We start from the raw sequence: 15,846 nt of genomic DNA on the forward strand, positions 1-15,846 counted from the left end.
TCAAATAAAACCCTTCCGCATAAGCGACGCCACTATTCTGTCATAATAAGGCGGTTTAAGGTCAGGTCTGCGGTGTCGGGAGCGTGATGCATACAAGTCCCCGGCATCGCTCATTCTTCTATGCCTGCAATGCCGCCTTGAAATAGACGGCATTCGCGCCAGGGTCAGCCGCGCCCAGAACCGTATTATAATGCACCTTATGATAGCGACTGAGGGCATAAGGGTCATTCGCACCCGGCAGAGCCTCCTTCACGCGATAAAAACGAATACGAGCCATCGCGCAGGCATATCGCAGGTTTGTAATCATCTGGGCGCTACGGGGCAGATCCGGCGCCAGCATCTCCTCCAGAAGACAACCAAGACGTTTTCCCACTGGGAAACGGAGAAAGTTGTTCCAGCAATCGTCATGTGTTGCTGGTTCCATTTGCCACAATCCAAGCGCAGGGCCTCCGCCGACCTGCTTCAGATACATGCCTCGACTTTCTGCAAGTGCCGTTCCAGTCAGGAGGTTAACAGCCGCTGCTCCTCCGAGTCCAAGACCCGTCAGTGTGGGGTCAACGACACAATGCTTGAGTTGAGCAACATCAAGTCCAGTCATGATACCGCCCCCTCAATGCGTACTCAGGGACAGGGCAAAATGCACCATTCCTGTGCCAAGAATAGATGTCGCCAATGTCACAAGAGCCGTCAGAACCGCACGTCCACCGATCAGACGGTCCAATTTTCCATTCACAATCCTGTTACCGTCATCCATCTTGGTCTCAAGAGATTTCATCTGGTTACGAAGAGAACTGATCTCCTGACGCATTTCTGTCCGCAGTTGCTCATACCGATCAGACAATCCTCCAGCCACGGTTTCCAACCGCAGAACCCGGTCTTCCAGAACCCGCAACGTATAGGCGCGGCGCTCATTTCCCTCAGAAACCGATGGGCTCTCGCACACCTGCTTTTCCATACATTCTCCAAAAACAGAAAAAGCGCCCCGAAGGACGCTTTGTGGCATTAAGCCACAAATATAGAAAAATCCTCACATTCCAGCAACGGAAAAACGATCTCTTGGCCCGCGATCCATGCCGAGGCATAACGGACACCATGACATTACCTCCGACGGAGACCCTGCTGGACCTGCGCGGTCTCGCCTGCCCCATGCCTGTTCTCAAGGCGAACCGTGCGCTCCGCGACATGACGCCCGGCGCACGCCTTCGCATTCTGGCGACAGATCGCGCCTCGGTGGCAGATTTCCAGTCCTACTGCCGTGAAACAGGACATGCCCTCGTCGCCTTTACCGAAAGCGCAGGCGTCCTGTCCTTCGTCATCCGCAGGCGTGCAGAAACGCAACCCTCCTGAGGAAACTCCCCCGTTCCCATGCACAGGGCTGGCAAAAGCTGTCATCTGGCTGTAATCCCTCGCTACCTTGTTTCCAAAACATGTCCTGAGGCTTTCCATGCCCGAACCTATTGATGCCATGTCTTTCGAAGAGGCTCTCTCCGAGCTGGAGCGGATCGTCCGTGGCCTTGAGGGCGGACAGATGAAGCTTGAAGACGCCATTTCAGCCTATGAACGCGGTGCTGCCCTGCGCAAACACTGTGATGCAAAGCTGGGAGAGGCCGAAATGCGTGTGCGTGCCATCGTGCAGAACGATGACGGCAGCACAGGCACGGAGCCTCTTGCCGATACCGGAGAGACCGGCCGATGAGTGCCACCACCACGTCCACCTCCCTCAAGGAGGCTCTCGCCCACGCCTGCACGGATATTGAAGCGACAATCGACGCTCTGCTCCCAATGGTCCCGGGTGACGAATCCGTTCTTCTCGAAGCCATGCGCTACGCCTCCCTCGGCGGCGGCAAGCGTCTGCGCGGCTTTCTGGCCGTAGAAGTTGCTTCCCTGTTTGGAGCGGATCGTCGGGCCGCACTGCGCGTTGCGGCGTCCGTCGAGATGCTGCACGCCTACTCGCTGGTGCATGACGATCTCCCTTCCATGGATGACGATGATCTGCGCCGCGGACAGCCCTCAACGCACCGCCAGTTTGACGAAGCGATTGCAATTCTTGCGGGCGATGCCCTCCAGACACGCGCGTTCGAAATCCTCGTTGAACCTGAAACCAGCCCGGATGCCACAATCCGCGCCAATCTGGCCCTCGCTCTGGCCCGTGCTTCCGGCGCGGCCGGCATGGTCGGTGGTCAGGTCGTGGATATTCGCGGTGAAGGCCGCGCCCTGCCGCTGAACGACGTCCGCCGCCTTCACGCTCTGAAGACAGGCGCCCTGATCCGATACGCAGCCGAGTCTGGCGCCATTCTGGCTGGTGTGAACGATGAACGCCGGGACGCCATCGTCGCTTATGGTCGTGATCTTGGAACGGCTTTTCAGGTCGCTGACGATGTTCTGGACACGACCGCAAGCGCCGAGGAACTCGGCAAGACTGCTGGCAAGGATGAAGCCAGCGGAAAATCAACCTATGTCTCCCTGCTCGGCATTGACGGAGCCCGCGCCGAGGCCCGCCGCCTGAGCGATCAGGCCCGGGAGGCCCTTTCATCTTTCGGCGCACAGGCCGCAGCCCTCAGGGCCCTTGCAGACTACGTCGTCGAGCGCAGGAACTGATTTCATGAGCAACCCGTCTTCTACGATTCCTACTTACGGCCGCTATCCGGTTCTGGACCGCGTAACGCTGCCATCAGACATGCGGAATCTTTCCGTCGATCAGCTCAAGCAGCTTGCTGACGAACTGCGCTCAGAAACGGTTGACGCCGTTTCCACGACCGGCGGCCATCTTGGTGCGTCGCTTGGCGTCGTCGAACTGACCGTCGCGCTGCACGCCGTATTCAACACGCCTGATGACCGGATCATCTGGGATGTTGGCCATCAGGCGTACCCGCACAAAATCCTGACGGGCCGTCGTGATCGCATCCGTACGCTGCGTCAGCCAGAAGGTCTGTCCGGTTTCACCCGTCGTGCGGAAAGCGAATACGACCCGTTCGGTGCAGCACATTCCTCCACATCCATTTCCGCCGGTCTCGGCATGGCTGTGGCCCATCATCTTCACGCCGAAAAAGATCCGAGCTACCACGAACGCAACGTGATTGCGGTCATCGGTGACGGTTCCATTTCTGCTGGCATGGCTTACGAAGCCATGAACAACGCCGCCGTTGCAGGACCAGGCGCAAACCGCCTGATCGTAGTGCTGAACGACAACGAAATGTCGATCGCCCCCCCGGTCGGTTCAATGTCGAACTACCTGTCGCGCCTGATGTCCTCACGCCAGTTCTTCGGCCTGAGGGATCTGGCTGGCAAGGTCGCTAAACGCCTACCGGGCAAGATCGAGCGTACAGCCAAGCGCGCCGAAGAATATGCCCGTGGCATGATCACTGGCGGCACGCTGTTTGAAGAACTCGGGTTCTATTATGTCGGCCCGGTTGACGGCCATGACATGAGCCAGCTTGTTCCCATCCTGCGCAACCTCCGTGATGCGGACGATCAGGGACCGATCCTGCTCCACATCATCACGGAAAAGGGTCGTGGCTATAAGCCTGCCGAAGCTGCAGGTGACAAGTACCATGCCGTCAGCAAGTTCAATGTTGTGACGGGTGAGCAGAAGAAGGCACCAGCTGGTCCGCCAAGCTATACGTCCGTTTTCAGCCGCGAACTAATGCGCCGCGCCAAGACCGACGACAAGCTCGTCACAGTCACGGCTGCCATGCCGTCCGGCACCGGCCTGACAGCTTTCGCAAAAGCCTATCCTGACCGTTTCTTCGACGTCGGCATTGCAGAGCAGCACGCCGTCACTTTTGCCGCCGGTATCGCCTCCGAAGGTCTGCGTCCGTTCTGCGCAATCTATTCGACGTTCCTTCAGCGCGCCTACGATCAGGTCGTCCATGACGTTGCTCTGCAGAACCTGCCAGTTCGCTTTGCGATCGACCGCGCAGGTCTCGTTGGCGCTGACGGCGCAACGCATGCTGGTTCTTTCGACCTGAACTATCTGTGCTGTCTGCCGAACATGGTCGTCATGGCACCGTCTGACGAAATCGAACTGCTCCATGCGACCGCCACGGCCTGCGAATACGATGCTGGCCCGATCGCTTTCCGTTACCCGCGCGGCAGCGGCATTGGTCTGGACCTTCCTGAAAAAGGAGAAGTTCTGGAAATCGGTAAGGGTCGTATCGTTCGCGAGTCCCGTCAGGCTCCGGGCACACGTTCCGGTGTCGCCATCCTGTCGCTGGGAACCCGTCTGCACGAATCCCTTCGCGCAGCAGACCAGCTTGCCGCACAGGGCGTCGCCGTAACAGTCGCAGATGCACGCTTCGCCAAGCCGATCGACACCAAGCTGGTAGACGATCTGGTGGCCCAGCATGACGTGCTGATCACGTTGGAAGAAGGCGCTATCGGCGGCTTTAGCAGCCTGGTCGTTCAGCATCTTGCTGAAACCGGCAAGCTGGATACGGTGAAGTTCCGCCCGATGGCACTACCAGACAAATACATCGACCATAACAACCCGGACGTTCAGTACGACGAAGCTGGGCTGACGGCTCCGCACATTGTGCGCACCGCCGCTGCAGCGCTGGGCGTTGAAGTCGCCCAGCAGTCCGCCTGATCCATGGCCAAACGCCGCGCAGACCAGCTCCTCGTTGATCGGGGGCTGGTCGAAAGCCGGACCCGCGCCCAGGCCCTCATCATGGCGGGTCTGGCCTATAATGGGGACAGGCGCATCGCGAAAGCTGGTGACCAGATTCCCGAAGATGCTCCCTTATCCCTCAAAGGGCAGGATCATCCCTGGGTCTCGCGCGGTGGTCTAAAGCTCATTCATGGCATCGAGCATTTCGGGCTGGACCCGAAAGGCCGTATCGCGATTGATGTCGGTGCCTCGACAGGCGGCTTTACAGATGTTCTGCTGACCCATGGCGCCAGCAAGGTCTATGCCGTCGACGTCGGGCACGGTCAGCTTTCATGGAAGATCCGCTCCGACGAGCGGGTCGTCGTCATGGAAAAGACGAATGCCCGCGCCCTCACGGCGGAGCAAATCCCAGAACTGGCCGGCATTGTCGTCTGTGACGCAAGTTTCATCGGCCTCAAGACAGTTCTTCCCGCCGCTCTGGCTCTTACAACGTCTGACGCATGGGCCATTGCGCTGATCAAGCCTCAGTTCGAAGCTGGTCGCGGAGAAGTGGGGGCAAAAGGTGTGGTGCGAGATCCTGCCGTCCATGATCGTGTCTGCGCCGAAATCCGGGACTGGTTTGCCTTACTCCCCGGCTGGGAAGTCCTTGGAATCGAAGCCAGCCCGATTACTGGCCCCGAAGGCAATCGGGAATTTCTTATTGCAGCCTGCCGCACGGAAACCCCAGCCGACGCCTGAATGACTGCATCCGACGCAGGAAAATTCCTGCATCGGATTGCGCGTGTGCCAGAACCAGAGCCCCTTGAATCCCACTGACAATCTCTTCTGCAAGATCAGTGGCTTCCTCCTGCGGCTTTCCAGATTTGTAAATCGCTGAAGCCAGAGCAGTCTGCCAGTCAGAAAAATAAGCCTGAATCTGTGTCCCGAACGGGGTGTCCCCATCCAATGCCATAAGGCCCATCAGGCAAATTCTCTGACCTGATTGGAAATACTGTTCCGTACTCCGAAACATGCGCTCAATTCCCGCCGACGGGTTTTCAGTTTCTTCAAGTGGTACAAAAATTTCTGTCTCAAACCATCGTTGGATATGAGCCAGCACTTCGGCGATCATTTGCTCTTTCCCATGCGGGAAAAGGTTATAAAGACTCCCCTTTCCCAGCCCGGTTGCGGTGGTCAAACGACTAAGAGAAGTCCCCTCATATCCATGACGCCGGAAGACCTCAGCAATTGCCTGAAGAACTGGATCACGGTCCCGACGGGAAGAAGTCGTCACAGACCCATCTCACTCAGCCCTGGATGAAAATCAGGCCGCACCGATTCTTCCCAACGGAATAAACGCTCTGCCTCTCCAATCCGAACGTCATTGATACTGGCATGCCGTTCATCCATCAGCCCGGCATCATTGAAGCGCCAGTTTTCGTTTCCATAAGAACGCCACCACTGACCATTCTGATCGCGCCATTCATAAGCGAACCGTACCGCGATCCTGTTTCCATCAAATGCCCAAAGCTCTTTGATCAAGCGGTATTCAAGTTCCCGTTCCCACTTCCGGATGAGAAATGCCGTAATTTCCACCCGACCAGCGAGAAATTCATCCCGATTTCGCCAACAGCTATCCTGCGAGTAGGCCAGAGCTACCCGCTCCGGGCACTGGCCATTCCATGCATCTTCTGCAGCACGAACTTTCTGTATGGCCGTTTCACGCGTGAACGGTGGCAAGGGTGGTCTGACGTTCATAGTGAAGTTTCCTGATTAAAAGGATAAGCCCAGTTTGTACCGATCGGTACAAAGAGTCCATCCCATTGCATCAAGACTCACTTTCCTTTGGAAATCCGCGCTCTCTCCGTGCTATGGGTCCGCCGCCATGACCGTCCTGACACACCCAGATACCCGCCCGCGCATCAACTCCGTCGCTTCAGATGATCTGAACGAGGCAGAACGAGAGCGTATCCGCGCGAAATCCGCCCTCTTTGCTCCGCCGGAAGCACGGCTGGAGGATGGCCGCCGCGATCTGGTTGGCATGTCGCGTGAGGAACTTGCCACCCTGATGACCGAAATTGGCGAAAAGCCATTCCGGGCAAAGCAGATCTGGCACTGGATCTACCACCAGGGTGCGACCGATTTTTCGAAGATGAGCACCATTGCCAAGCCGCTTCAGGCCAAACTGGCAGAACACTTCATCGTCGGCCGTCCCACGACAACGACGGAACAGACATCCGTCGATGCCACCCGCAAATTCCTTTTCCGCTTCCGCGACGGACAGGAAGCCGAGACGGTCTATATTCCGGACCGCAAGGAAGACCGTGGTGCCGTTTGCATTTCTTCGCAGGTCGGCTGCACCCTCTCCTGCACATTCTGTCATACCGGAACCCAGAAGCTCGTCCGCAATCTGGGACCGGCAGAAATCGTCGGCCAGTTCATGGCAGCACGAGACAGCTACAAGGAATGGCCAAGCCCGAGCGCAGACATGCCGCGCTTCCTGTCCACCATCGTTTTGATGGGAATGGGTGAGCCGCTCTATAATTATGACAACGTGGCCAAGGCCATGCGCATCATCATGGATGGTGAAGGCATTGCTCTGTCGCGCCGCCGCATCACGCTGTCCACATCCGGTGTTGTCCCGATGATGGACCGCTGCGGCGATGAACTCGGCATCAATCTTGCCATCTCCCTCCACGCCGTCACGAACGATCTACGCGACCAGATCGTCCCGCTGAACCGCAAATATCCGATCGAGGAATTGATGGCGGCCTGCAGGCGTTATCCCGCAGCATCGAATTCCCGTCGTATCACGTTCGAATACATCATGCTGCGTGGCGTCAATGACAGCGAAGCCGATGCCCGCGAACTGGTCCGCCTGATCAAGGACATGCCAGCCAAGGTCAACCTGATCCCATTCAACCCATGGCCCGGTTCAGACTTCAAACCGTCCACACGAGAGCAACTCGCAAAGTTTGCGAAAATCGTGATGGATGCAGGCTTTGCCTCTCCGATCCGTACCCCACGTGGGCAGGACATTCTTGCGGCCTGCGGGCAGCTCAAGACCGAAAGCGAGCGTCAGCGCAAAACCGCCTGACGCCCGGTTTCCCTCACGAACGCGGGATGCTAGAAACGCCTTCCGAACGAAAACCATAAGGACCACGCAGTTATGAGCGCCCATCAGGACGTCAAGAAAGTCGTTCTCGCCTATTCCGGCGGGCTGGACACTTCGGTCATCCTCCGATGGCTCCAGAAGACCTATAACTGCGAGGTCGTGACCTTTACGGCCGATCTTGGTCAGGGCGAAGAGCTGGAGCCAGCCCGCAAAAAGGCCGAGATGTTCGGCGTGAAAGAAATTTTCGTCGAAGATCTGCGCGAGACCTTCGTCAAGGACTACGTCTTCCCGATGTTCCGTGCGAACACGGTTTATGAAGGCCAGTACCTGCTCGGCACGTCCATCGCCCGCCCGCTGATCGCCAAGCGCCAGATCGAAATCGCCGAAGCTGTTGGCGCTGATGCTGTGGCTCACGGCGCAACCGGCAAGGGCAACGATCAGGTCCGTTTCGAGCTCGGCTATTATGCTCTGAAGCCGGACGTGAAGGTCATTTCCCCATGGCGTGAATGGGAGCTGACATCCCGGACGAAGCTGCTTGAGTTTGCAGAAGAAAACCAGATCCCCGTCACGAAGGACAAGCGCGGCGAAGCCCCGTTCTCTGTTGACGCCAACCTTCTGCACTCCTCGTCCGAAGGCAAACTGCTCGAAGACCCAGCTGTGGCACCTGACGAAATCGTCTTCCAGCGCACCATCTCCCCGGAAGCCGCGCCGGACAAGGCGACGGAAATCAGCATAGATTTCGTCAACGGTGACCCGGTTGCCATCAATGGCGTTGCAATGAGCCCGGCAACACTGCTGACACGCCTGAACGAGCTCGGCCGTGAGAACGGCATTGGCCGTCTGGATATCGTGGAGAACCGCTTTGTGGGCATGAAGTCCCGCGGCATCTACGAAACGCCGGGTGGCACGATCCTTCTGGTCGCTCACCGCTCTATCGAGAGCATCACGCTGGACCGCGAAGCTGCCCATCTCAAGGACAGCATCATGCCGCGCTATGCCGAGCTGATCTATAACGGCTTCTGGTTCTCGCCTGAGCGCCGCATGCTTCAGGCTCTGATCGACGCCAGTCAGCATTCCGTCAACGGTCGCGTTCGCATGAAACTCTACAAGGGTAATGTCGTTTGCGTCGGTCGCGAGAGCCCGAACAGCCTGTACGATACCCGCGTTGTGACATTCGAAGACGACGAAGGCGCGTATAATCAGCAGGATGCGCAGGGTTTCATCAAGCTCAACGCACTGCGCCTGCGTCTCGGTGGCCAGATTGGCCGTCGCGGTGGCGCACTCTGATCCATAACCAGTTGCGGGGGACCATGACCAGCCTGTTTCGCCTTACATCAGCCCTGACCCTTTGTGGTGCACTCCTTGCGGGGTGTGCCGGACACAAGGAAGACGCGCCTGAACTGACGCCTGAGCAGTTCATGGCAAAAGTGCGGGCAGAACCGGGCGTCAAGACCCTCCCCGACGGGCTGTCTTACAAGGTTCTGAAATCAGGGCCAAAGGACGGAGAAAGCCCGCATCGTGGCTCCACCATGATGGTGATCTATGAAGGCCGTCTGCCGGATGGGGGCATCTTTGACAGTTCCGACCAGCATGGTAACGGCGCTTACATGGAAATGCCACTGGATGGTCTGGTCGAAGGCTGGCTTGAAGCGCTGCCCATGATGCATGTTGGGGATGAGTGGATGCTCTACCTTCCCGCCAAGCTAGGTTATGGCAAGCGCTCCATGGGCATCATTCCGCCGAACAGCCCGCTGATCTTCAAGATCCAGCTTCTGGGCGTCAACAACGGGCAGCAGTAAAAACTGCCCTACCCTTCCAGAGAAGCCTCAGGGCTTTTCTGGAAGGCACCAGTGTGCATTGCACCGCGCTTCATAAAGTTCCTGATCGCCCGTCTCTAGAAGACGCCCTGTTTCATGCGTCTTGGCCGTCCAGCGTGCAGGATCGTTGCAGGTATGGCACCGGGCCTCAAGATGAATGATATCATCGGCAAACTGCATCAGTTTTGAAACGATTTCGAACGGCTGCTGCCGATAATCACTATCCAGCCCGCCAACGGTCACTATTGCCCCACGCAGTTTCGCTGCCTGCAATTCCGCAACAATGTCGCCTTCATAATGCGGGGCAACCATGAACTGCACTTCGTCCAGCACGATATGATCGTATTCGTCCGCCTGTGAGGGCCACTGACGCACGGATTGGGCAGCAAAATGTGATCCGTCCCGGCTCACCAGTTCGGCGCCATCCCGCGTATCGAATCCCGGCTTGAGAGCAAGAACACGCTCATGCGCAGCCGCGGCCTTGATCAGATGCGAGGATTTTCCTGCAAACATTGGCCCCACATACAGTACCAGACGTCCCTTGCTGCTCATGCTTTCTCCCTTCGATAGCGCCCATGAGCCCTATCGGGACGGATTTGCCAAGACCCGCCCTTGCTGAATGCGGTCTGAAAATGCGACAAACAGTCCGTGATCAGATTAGACCCCGCAATCCGGCTTCCCCTGTTTATCGCCATTTTTCTGGCGATTGCATTTGTCGTCGGTCATGCTTGGGAAAATCGTGAACAGGCGCCTCGCGAATATTCGAATGAATGCAGCATCTGCCATCACGGTGGACATGGGCAGGTCCGGGCCGTCGCTCCGATCTTTGGTCGGGTCGGCCATATCGCACTGACGCCAGAAGGTCACCGCTACATCATTCATGTGCTGTTGAATGGTCTTGATGGCCCCATTACCGCAGGCGGCGCGTCCTACAACAGCTCTATGCCGTCATTTCACCGACTTCCTGACGATGAAATCGCACGGATCCTGACATTTGTGGCCAGTCAGGAAATGTCCTCCGGTGGCCCGACCTTTACAGCCGCAGAAATCGCTGAAGAGCGCAAACATCTGCTTTCTCCCGAAGAAGTTCTGCTCGAACGCCAGAAACTGGAACAGCAGACGCCTCTGCCATGAAACGGATCGCTCTTCCTCTCTGCCTTGCTCTGACCTCTTGTGGAAAGAAGCCGGCTGGACAAGCCGTTTACGGCCCAAACTGCGGAATTTGCCATCATGGTGGCAGCGGTATGCCGGGCGAAACGCCTCCCCTGGTTGGTCGGCTGGACGTCATTGCCCAGACGCCGGAAGGCCGCCATTACCTTGCGACGGTTCTTTTGAACGGACTTCGCGGCCGTTTTGACACGCAGGGGTATCGTTATGACTATTCCATGCCCGCTTACCGTGATCGCCTCAATGATCAGCAGATCGCCGACGTCCTGAACTGGCTGATCGTCCGGGGCCAGAGCAAACCCACACCTGCCCTTACGGCAGCCGAGGTCGCCAGCGTCCGCGCCCAACCAGGCGACCCCGCAACAAGTTATCAAGAACGCCAGATCCTCAATCAGAAGCACCCGCTTCCATGAGGACATTGATTTTCCCCAAAGCTGAAGACTGAGTTCATCATGCAGCGTGTATTTTCCGGCATTCAGCCGACCGGTATTCCTCATCTGGGTAACTACCTGGGCGCCATTCGCAACTGGGCCGCCATGCAGGCAGACCATGACTGCGTCTTCTGCCTCGTGGACATGCATTCCCTCACGATGCCCTGGACGCCGGAAGACCTCCGGAAGCAAACCCTGGGCTCCGCCGCGTGCCTTCTGGCAACAGGCATTGAGCCGACGCGCCTCTACAACCAGTCTGCCGTCAGCGCTCATGCCCGTCTCGGCTGGATTTTCAACTGCGTCTCCCGCCTTGGCTGGCTGAACCGTATGACCCAGTTCAAGGACAAGGCAGGCAAGAACCGGGAAAACCATTCCGCGGGCCTGTATGTCTATCCGAACCTGATGGCCGCTGACATTCTGGCGTTCCATGCCACCCGCGTGCCGGTTGGCGATGACCAGAAGCAGCATATCGAACTGGCCAATGACATCGCCCAGAAGTTCAATCATGACATGGGCACGGACTTCTTCCCGCAAATCGAGGCATTCATTCCACCGGCAGCAGCCCGCGTCATGAGTCTGCGCGATGGTACGAAGAAAATGTCCAAGTCGGACCCATCCGAGCAGAGCCGGATTGTCCTGACCGACACGCCGGATGAAATTGCTCTGAAGATCCGCCGTGCCAAGACAGATTCCGAAGTTCTGCCGAGTGAAGTTGAAGGACTTGGCGACCGTGCAGAAGCACGCAATCTGGTGGCGATTTACGCCGCAATGTCAGGAGAAACGATGTCTGACGTTCTGGCGCGCTTCGGTGGTGAGGGTTTTGGGCCGTTCAAGAGTGCTCTAGCAGATCTGCTGGTGGAGAAAATTGGTCCCGTGGCTACCGAGACTGCACGCCTGATGCAGAACGAAGATCATATCATCTCCGTCCTGCGTGCAGGTGCCGACCGTGCCCGTGAGATTTCCGAGCCGATCGTGCAGGAAGCCGAGCGTCTGGTCGGCTTTATTCGCTAAAAACTTTGGCCTGTCTGGGTGAGCGGGAAACCGGCTCATCCAGTAGATCCATGATTTCGGACGCCGCTGCATCCGCCGGGGTTCCAACGGGCGGCGAGAGTTTTTCAAGCACTTCCGCGAATGCCATACGCTGTTTGTCAGCCGCTGCAGGATCATCCAGCAGCTTGCCAATCGTCGCGGCCAGCTTCTCAGGCGTGCAGTTTTCCTGAAGCATTTCAGGAACCACTTCCCGGCCAGCCAGCAGATTGACCATGGCGACATACGGCACCTTGATCATCCGACGTGCCATCATCGCTGTCACGGGATTGACGCGGTATGTGACCACCATGGGAACGTTCCCCATAGCCAGTTCAAGCGTGGACGTCCCCGATTTCGTCAAAGCCCCCTGAGCCGCCGCGAACGCATCATGCTTGTCATGAATGTCCGTCACGATATGGGGCTGAACTGGCCATTTCCGGATCAGGTTTCGCACCGTTGGTGCAATGACAGGTGCGACTGGAATAACCGGGCAGATATCCGGATGTGTCTTGCGAAGAATATCCAGCATTTTGCGGAAAACGGGCAGCAGTTTCGGAACCTCAGAGCGACGGCTTCCCGGCATCAGGATCAGAACAGGCGCATTGTCCGGAATATTATGCCGACACCGGAAACGGGCAGCGTTTCCCTGTCTTACACCCGACTGGAGAACCGGGTGCCCGACAAAACGCGCTTCCAGCCCACGCTGCGCAAACCATTCCGGCTCAAACGGGAGAAGGCACAGAAGCCTGTCCCAAAGACCCGGAAACTCCTTTACGCGCTTTTCACGCCAGGCCCAGACTTGAGGGGCAACGTAATGAACACGCTTGATCCCTGAATTTTCGATTTTCTGAAGCAGCCGGAGAGTAAAGCCCGGACTGTCGATCGTCACAACAAGGTCAGGCTTACGCAGTTCAATATCCTGCACAGCCTCAAGAAGACGTTGCCTGAGATGCTTCACCTTTGGAAGGACCTCAACCAACCCCATGACGGCGAGATCGCTCATGGGAAACAAACTATGCAGCCCCAAAGCTTCCATCCGGCCACCGCCAACCCCGGCAAACACCAGACTCGGGTCCTGTGCATGCAGCGCCAGCATGAGACGTGCACCGATCACGTCTCCGCTGGCTTCTCCTGCCAGAATCCAGATCACACGCCCATGCTGGGGAACAGGCGCCCCCGACTTGAAAGACCTGTTCATCGAATGATCGCCTGATCCGGAGTCTGCAAGAGAATTCATCGACGCAGCGTGGCCCCTGTTGCCTTGAGAACTGCACCTTCCACCGATTTGGAAAGCGCTTCAAGGCCAGCCTCGGTCAGACTCTCGGTCTGTGGCTGAAGAACAACCTCCACACCGAGCGAACGATACCCTTCCGGCAGGCTTCCACCTTCGAAGACGTCAAAGAGACGCACATCCTGAATAAGGTTCCGATCCGCCATGCGAACAGCCTTCAGAACACCCTGCGCCTCGACATCCGGTCCGGCAAGGAACGCGAAGTCACGACGAACTGGCTGGAGTGCTGACAGAACAGGCGCGGACTTCTTCTTGGCCTTCGGCTGCGGAATACGATCCAGATACAGTTCAAACGCTACAACCGTTCCACTCAGCCCGAGCGCACGCGCGACGCGAGGATGAAGCTCACCGAAAGTTCCGAGAACGAGCTTCGGCCCCTGACGTACCTGACCAGAACGACCCGGATGGTAGAAACCGGGGGCGTCTGCCGTTACGGCCAGCGAGGCTTCCGGCACACCCAGTGCGTTCAGAGCCGCCGTTAGATCGGCCTTGGCATCCCAAAGCGTCGCTTCCTGCGCTGCACGACCAGGTTCACGCGCCGTCAAACCGCCACGCAGACCGGCAAGACGCAGATGCTGCCCCTCAAAGTCAAAACAGGGCCCAATCTCAAAGAGCGATCCTTCGCCGGAAAGTCCCAACCCGCGAGCCAGATTACGCCCCAAAGCGCGCGCCAGATTGACGAGTGGCGTTGGACGCAACTGATCCAGATCGGTTGCAATCGGGTTCAACAGGCGCTGCGTTTCCGGCACATCCCCGAAAAGTACCGCATCTTCATTGGCGACAAATGAGAAGCCAACTGTTTCCATCATGCCGCGCGCTGCACAGATCCGGCGCAGGAGTGCTGTTCGCGCCTGCAGAGGCGTTACGGCAGGAGCAGAAATCATCGCGGTTTGTGGAAGCGGGACAGGAGGGACAGCATCCAGCCCGTGAAGGCGCAGCACTTCTTCCACCAGGTCGCATTCCGCTTCCATGCGCGACACGCTGGCTGCAGCCTTGGCAGCAACGTCTTCGTCCAGTGTTGCGGCCTGAGCCAGCACCTGTCCGGACGCGACGTCATTCCTCCAGGACGGAACTGCGAATGTCGCGCGCTCATCGTCACGCTCGACAACTTCAAAGCCGAGATGCTCCAGGGAGCGAACAGCGTCATCAGCCGGAATCTGTACGCCACCCAGTGTTGCCAAACGCTCGAAACGGAGAGTCGCCGTACGCTTCCAGTTTGGTACCTCGCCAGATTCCGTGATCTCGCTTGGCTCACCACCACAAAGATCCCGGATCATGATGGTGGCGGCTTCAAGGCCACTCCGCACCAGCGCCGGATCAATACCACGTTCGAAACGCTGCCGCGCATCGGTATGAATGGCCAGACGTCGGCCTGTCAGGGCGATACGAACGGCATCGAACAGAGCGGACTCAACAAACACATCTGTTGTGCTCTCCTCCACCCCGCTCTGCTGACCACCCATAATGCCTGCAAGAGACTGCACCCCGGCATCATCGACGATGACCATATCATCCGTACCAAGGACGTATTCGTTGCCGTCCAGTGCCGTAAACGTCTCGCGTGCGGCATGGGTAACGGTCAGAGTAGTGCCAGAAAATTTTGCAACATCAAAAACATGCAGCGGACGGCCGAGGTCGAATGTAAAGTAATTCGTGACGTCAACCAGCCTGGAAATCGGCTTGAGACCAACAGCCTTCAGTCGGCGCTGAAGCCATTCTGGGCTGGGGCCATTCTTTACGCCACGAATGACACGTCCCACGATATAGGGACAGCCTGGATTTTCCGTCTTCCACGTAATCGGAGACTCGAAATCTCCTTCAACGGCTTCCGTTAACCACGGTTTCAGATGACCCATACCTGCAGCTGCAAGGTCACGCGCAATACCGCGAATGCTCAGTGCATCACCACGGTTGGGCGTAATGGCGATTTCAATGACCGGGTCATCAAGCTCGGCATACGTCGCATATGCCTCACCAATCGGTGCCGTTTCCGGCAACTCGGCAATGCCGTTGCTTTCCTCGCCGAGGCCAAGCTCGCGCAGGGAGCACAGCATGCCGCCGCTTTCCTCACCACGGATCTTGCCCTTCTTGATGGTGATATCGAGCCCCGGGACATAAGTGCCCGGAGGTGCAAAAATCACATGAAGGCCAGCGCGTGCATTCGGTGCGCCGCAAACGACCTGAAGGTCTTCATAGCCTGCCCCAGCTGCCACGCGACAAAGCTGAAGACGGTCCGCATCCGGATGACGATGTGCTTCCAGAATTTTGGCTGTCCGAAAGCCAGCGAGCTTCTCGGCTGGATTTTCCACACCTTCGACTTCAAGACCAATGCCGTTCAGACGCGCACAGATCTCTTCACAAGAAGCCGTAAAATCAAGGTGTTCACGCAGCCAGGAGAGAGAGAACTTCAT

Annotated in this window: 18 protein-coding genes; 11 read left to right on the plus strand and 7 right to left on the minus strand. The window is 57.6% G+C overall.

From position 1 onward, the window contains the following. Window positions 1-118 precede the first annotated feature (118 nt). Window positions 119-598 (minus strand): hypothetical protein, encoded by a 480-nt coding sequence (locus GJA01_RS03575; protein ID WP_062016611.1) that lies wholly within the window; start codon window positions 596-598, stop codon window positions 119-121. A gap of 12 nt (window positions 599-610) precedes the next feature. After that, window positions 611-955: a hypothetical protein gene (locus GJA01_RS03580; RefSeq protein WP_023942942.1), complete on the minus strand. Its 345-nt coding sequence runs from the start codon at window positions 953-955 to the stop codon at window positions 611-613. 137 nt (window positions 956-1,092) lie between these two features. Here GJA01_RS03580 and GJA01_RS03585 point away from each other — a divergent pair, with 137 nt between their 5' ends. The 5 genes from GJA01_RS03585 to GJA01_RS03605 all read left to right on the plus strand — a co-directional run bounded on the left by GJA01_RS03585 (window position 1,093) and on the right by GJA01_RS03605 (window position 5,344). Next, complete coding sequence (locus tag GJA01_RS03585; RefSeq protein WP_062023746.1) at window positions 1,093-1,347, plus strand: sulfurtransferase TusA family protein; 255 nt, start codon at window positions 1,093-1,095, stop codon at window positions 1,345-1,347. 97 nt (window positions 1,348-1,444) lie between these two features. Then, on the plus strand, window positions 1,445-1,696 hold the full coding sequence (locus GJA01_RS03590; RefSeq protein WP_010501909.1) for an exodeoxyribonuclease VII small subunit: 252 nt from the start codon (window positions 1,445-1,447) through the stop codon (window positions 1,694-1,696). Continuing rightward, the gene (locus GJA01_RS03595; RefSeq protein WP_062504706.1) at window positions 1,693-2,598 is read left to right on the plus strand and encodes a polyprenyl synthetase family protein; all 906 of its coding nucleotides are present in this window, start codon (window positions 1,693-1,695) and stop codon (window positions 2,596-2,598) included. The genes GJA01_RS03590 and GJA01_RS03595 overlap by 4 nt, the downstream gene beginning before the upstream one ends. Before the next feature lie 4 nt (window positions 2,599-2,602). Next, window positions 2,603-4,585 (plus strand): 1-deoxy-D-xylulose-5-phosphate synthase, encoded by a 1,983-nt coding sequence (dxs, locus tag GJA01_RS03600; protein ID WP_023942944.1) that lies wholly within the window; start codon window positions 2,603-2,605, stop codon window positions 4,583-4,585. A gap of 3 nt (window positions 4,586-4,588) precedes the next feature. Further along, window positions 4,589-5,344, plus strand: coding sequence for a TlyA family RNA methyltransferase (locus GJA01_RS03605; RefSeq protein WP_062504704.1), 756 nt, complete (start codon window positions 4,589-4,591; stop codon window positions 5,342-5,344). Here the strand turns inward: GJA01_RS03605 and GJA01_RS03610 are convergent. After that, window positions 5,304-5,879, minus strand: a complete 576-nt coding sequence (locus GJA01_RS03610; RefSeq protein ID WP_062504702.1) for a TetR/AcrR family transcriptional regulator — start codon at window positions 5,877-5,879, stop codon at window positions 5,304-5,306. The two genes, GJA01_RS03605 and GJA01_RS03610, sit on opposite strands and share 41 nt — an antisense overlap. Beyond that, entirely contained in the window at window positions 5,876-6,343 is a 468-nt protein-coding gene (locus tag GJA01_RS03615) for a nuclear transport factor 2 family protein (RefSeq protein ID WP_062504700.1), read from the minus strand. The genes GJA01_RS03610 and GJA01_RS03615 overlap by 4 nt, the downstream gene beginning before the upstream one ends. Before the next feature lie 127 nt (window positions 6,344-6,470). Between GJA01_RS03615 and rlmN the strand changes: the two genes are divergently transcribed. The 3 genes from rlmN to GJA01_RS03630 all read left to right on the plus strand — a co-directional run bounded on the left by rlmN (window position 6,471) and on the right by GJA01_RS03630 (window position 9,499). Further along, window positions 6,471-7,682: a 23S rRNA (adenine(2503)-C(2))-methyltransferase RlmN gene (gene rlmN, locus GJA01_RS03620; protein ID WP_061928879.1), complete on the plus strand. Its 1,212-nt coding sequence runs from the start codon at window positions 6,471-6,473 to the stop codon at window positions 7,680-7,682. A gap of 72 nt (window positions 7,683-7,754) precedes the next feature. Further along, entirely contained in the window at window positions 7,755-8,987 is a 1,233-nt protein-coding gene (locus tag GJA01_RS03625; protein ID WP_062504698.1) for an argininosuccinate synthase, read from the plus strand. A 23-nt stretch (window positions 8,988-9,010) separates the two neighbouring features. Continuing rightward, window positions 9,011-9,499: an FKBP-type peptidyl-prolyl cis-trans isomerase gene (locus GJA01_RS03630; RefSeq protein ID WP_034880451.1), complete on the plus strand. Its 489-nt coding sequence runs from the start codon at window positions 9,011-9,013 to the stop codon at window positions 9,497-9,499. A 27-nt stretch (window positions 9,500-9,526) separates the two neighbouring features. Here GJA01_RS03630 and GJA01_RS03635 read toward each other — a convergent pair whose 3' ends face one another. After that, complete coding sequence (locus GJA01_RS03635; protein WP_010501924.1) at window positions 9,527-10,069, minus strand: thymidine kinase; 543 nt, start codon at window positions 10,067-10,069, stop codon at window positions 9,527-9,529. 96 nt (window positions 10,070-10,165) lie between these two features. Here GJA01_RS03635 and GJA01_RS03640 point away from each other — a divergent pair, with 96 nt between their 5' ends. Genes GJA01_RS03640 through trpS form a run of 3 tightly spaced genes read left to right on the plus strand, consistent with a single transcriptional unit; the run spans window position 10,166 to window position 12,126 of the window. After that, window positions 10,166-10,651, plus strand: a complete 486-nt coding sequence (locus GJA01_RS03640) for a c-type cytochrome (RefSeq protein ID WP_062504697.1) — start codon at window positions 10,166-10,168, stop codon at window positions 10,649-10,651. Further along, window positions 10,648-11,097 (plus strand): c-type cytochrome, encoded by a 450-nt coding sequence (locus tag GJA01_RS03645; protein WP_062504695.1) that lies wholly within the window; start codon window positions 10,648-10,650, stop codon window positions 11,095-11,097. Before GJA01_RS03640 ends, GJA01_RS03645 begins: the two co-directional genes overlap by 4 nt. 39 nt (window positions 11,098-11,136) lie before the next feature. After that, entirely contained in the window at window positions 11,137-12,126 is a 990-nt protein-coding gene (trpS, locus tag GJA01_RS03650; protein ID WP_062504693.1) for a tryptophan--tRNA ligase, read from the plus strand. Here trpS and lpxB read toward each other — a convergent pair. Both lpxB and pheT read right to left on the minus strand, forming a co-directional pair. Then, window positions 12,116-13,381 (minus strand): lipid-A-disaccharide synthase, encoded by a 1,266-nt coding sequence (lpxB, locus tag GJA01_RS03655; RefSeq protein ID WP_062504691.1) that lies wholly within the window; start codon window positions 13,379-13,381, stop codon window positions 12,116-12,118. The genes trpS and lpxB overlap by 11 nt on opposite strands. Further along, a complete protein-coding gene (gene pheT / locus GJA01_RS03660; RefSeq protein ID WP_062504689.1) occupies window positions 13,378-15,846 on the minus strand; it encodes a phenylalanine--tRNA ligase subunit beta in 2,469 nt (822 codons plus the stop codon). Before pheT ends, lpxB begins: the two co-directional genes overlap by 4 nt.

It is taken from the genome of Gluconobacter japonicus, from assembly GCF_002723975.1.
GTDB classification, from domain to species: Bacteria; Pseudomonadota; Alphaproteobacteria; order Acetobacterales; family Acetobacteraceae; genus Gluconobacter; species Gluconobacter japonicus.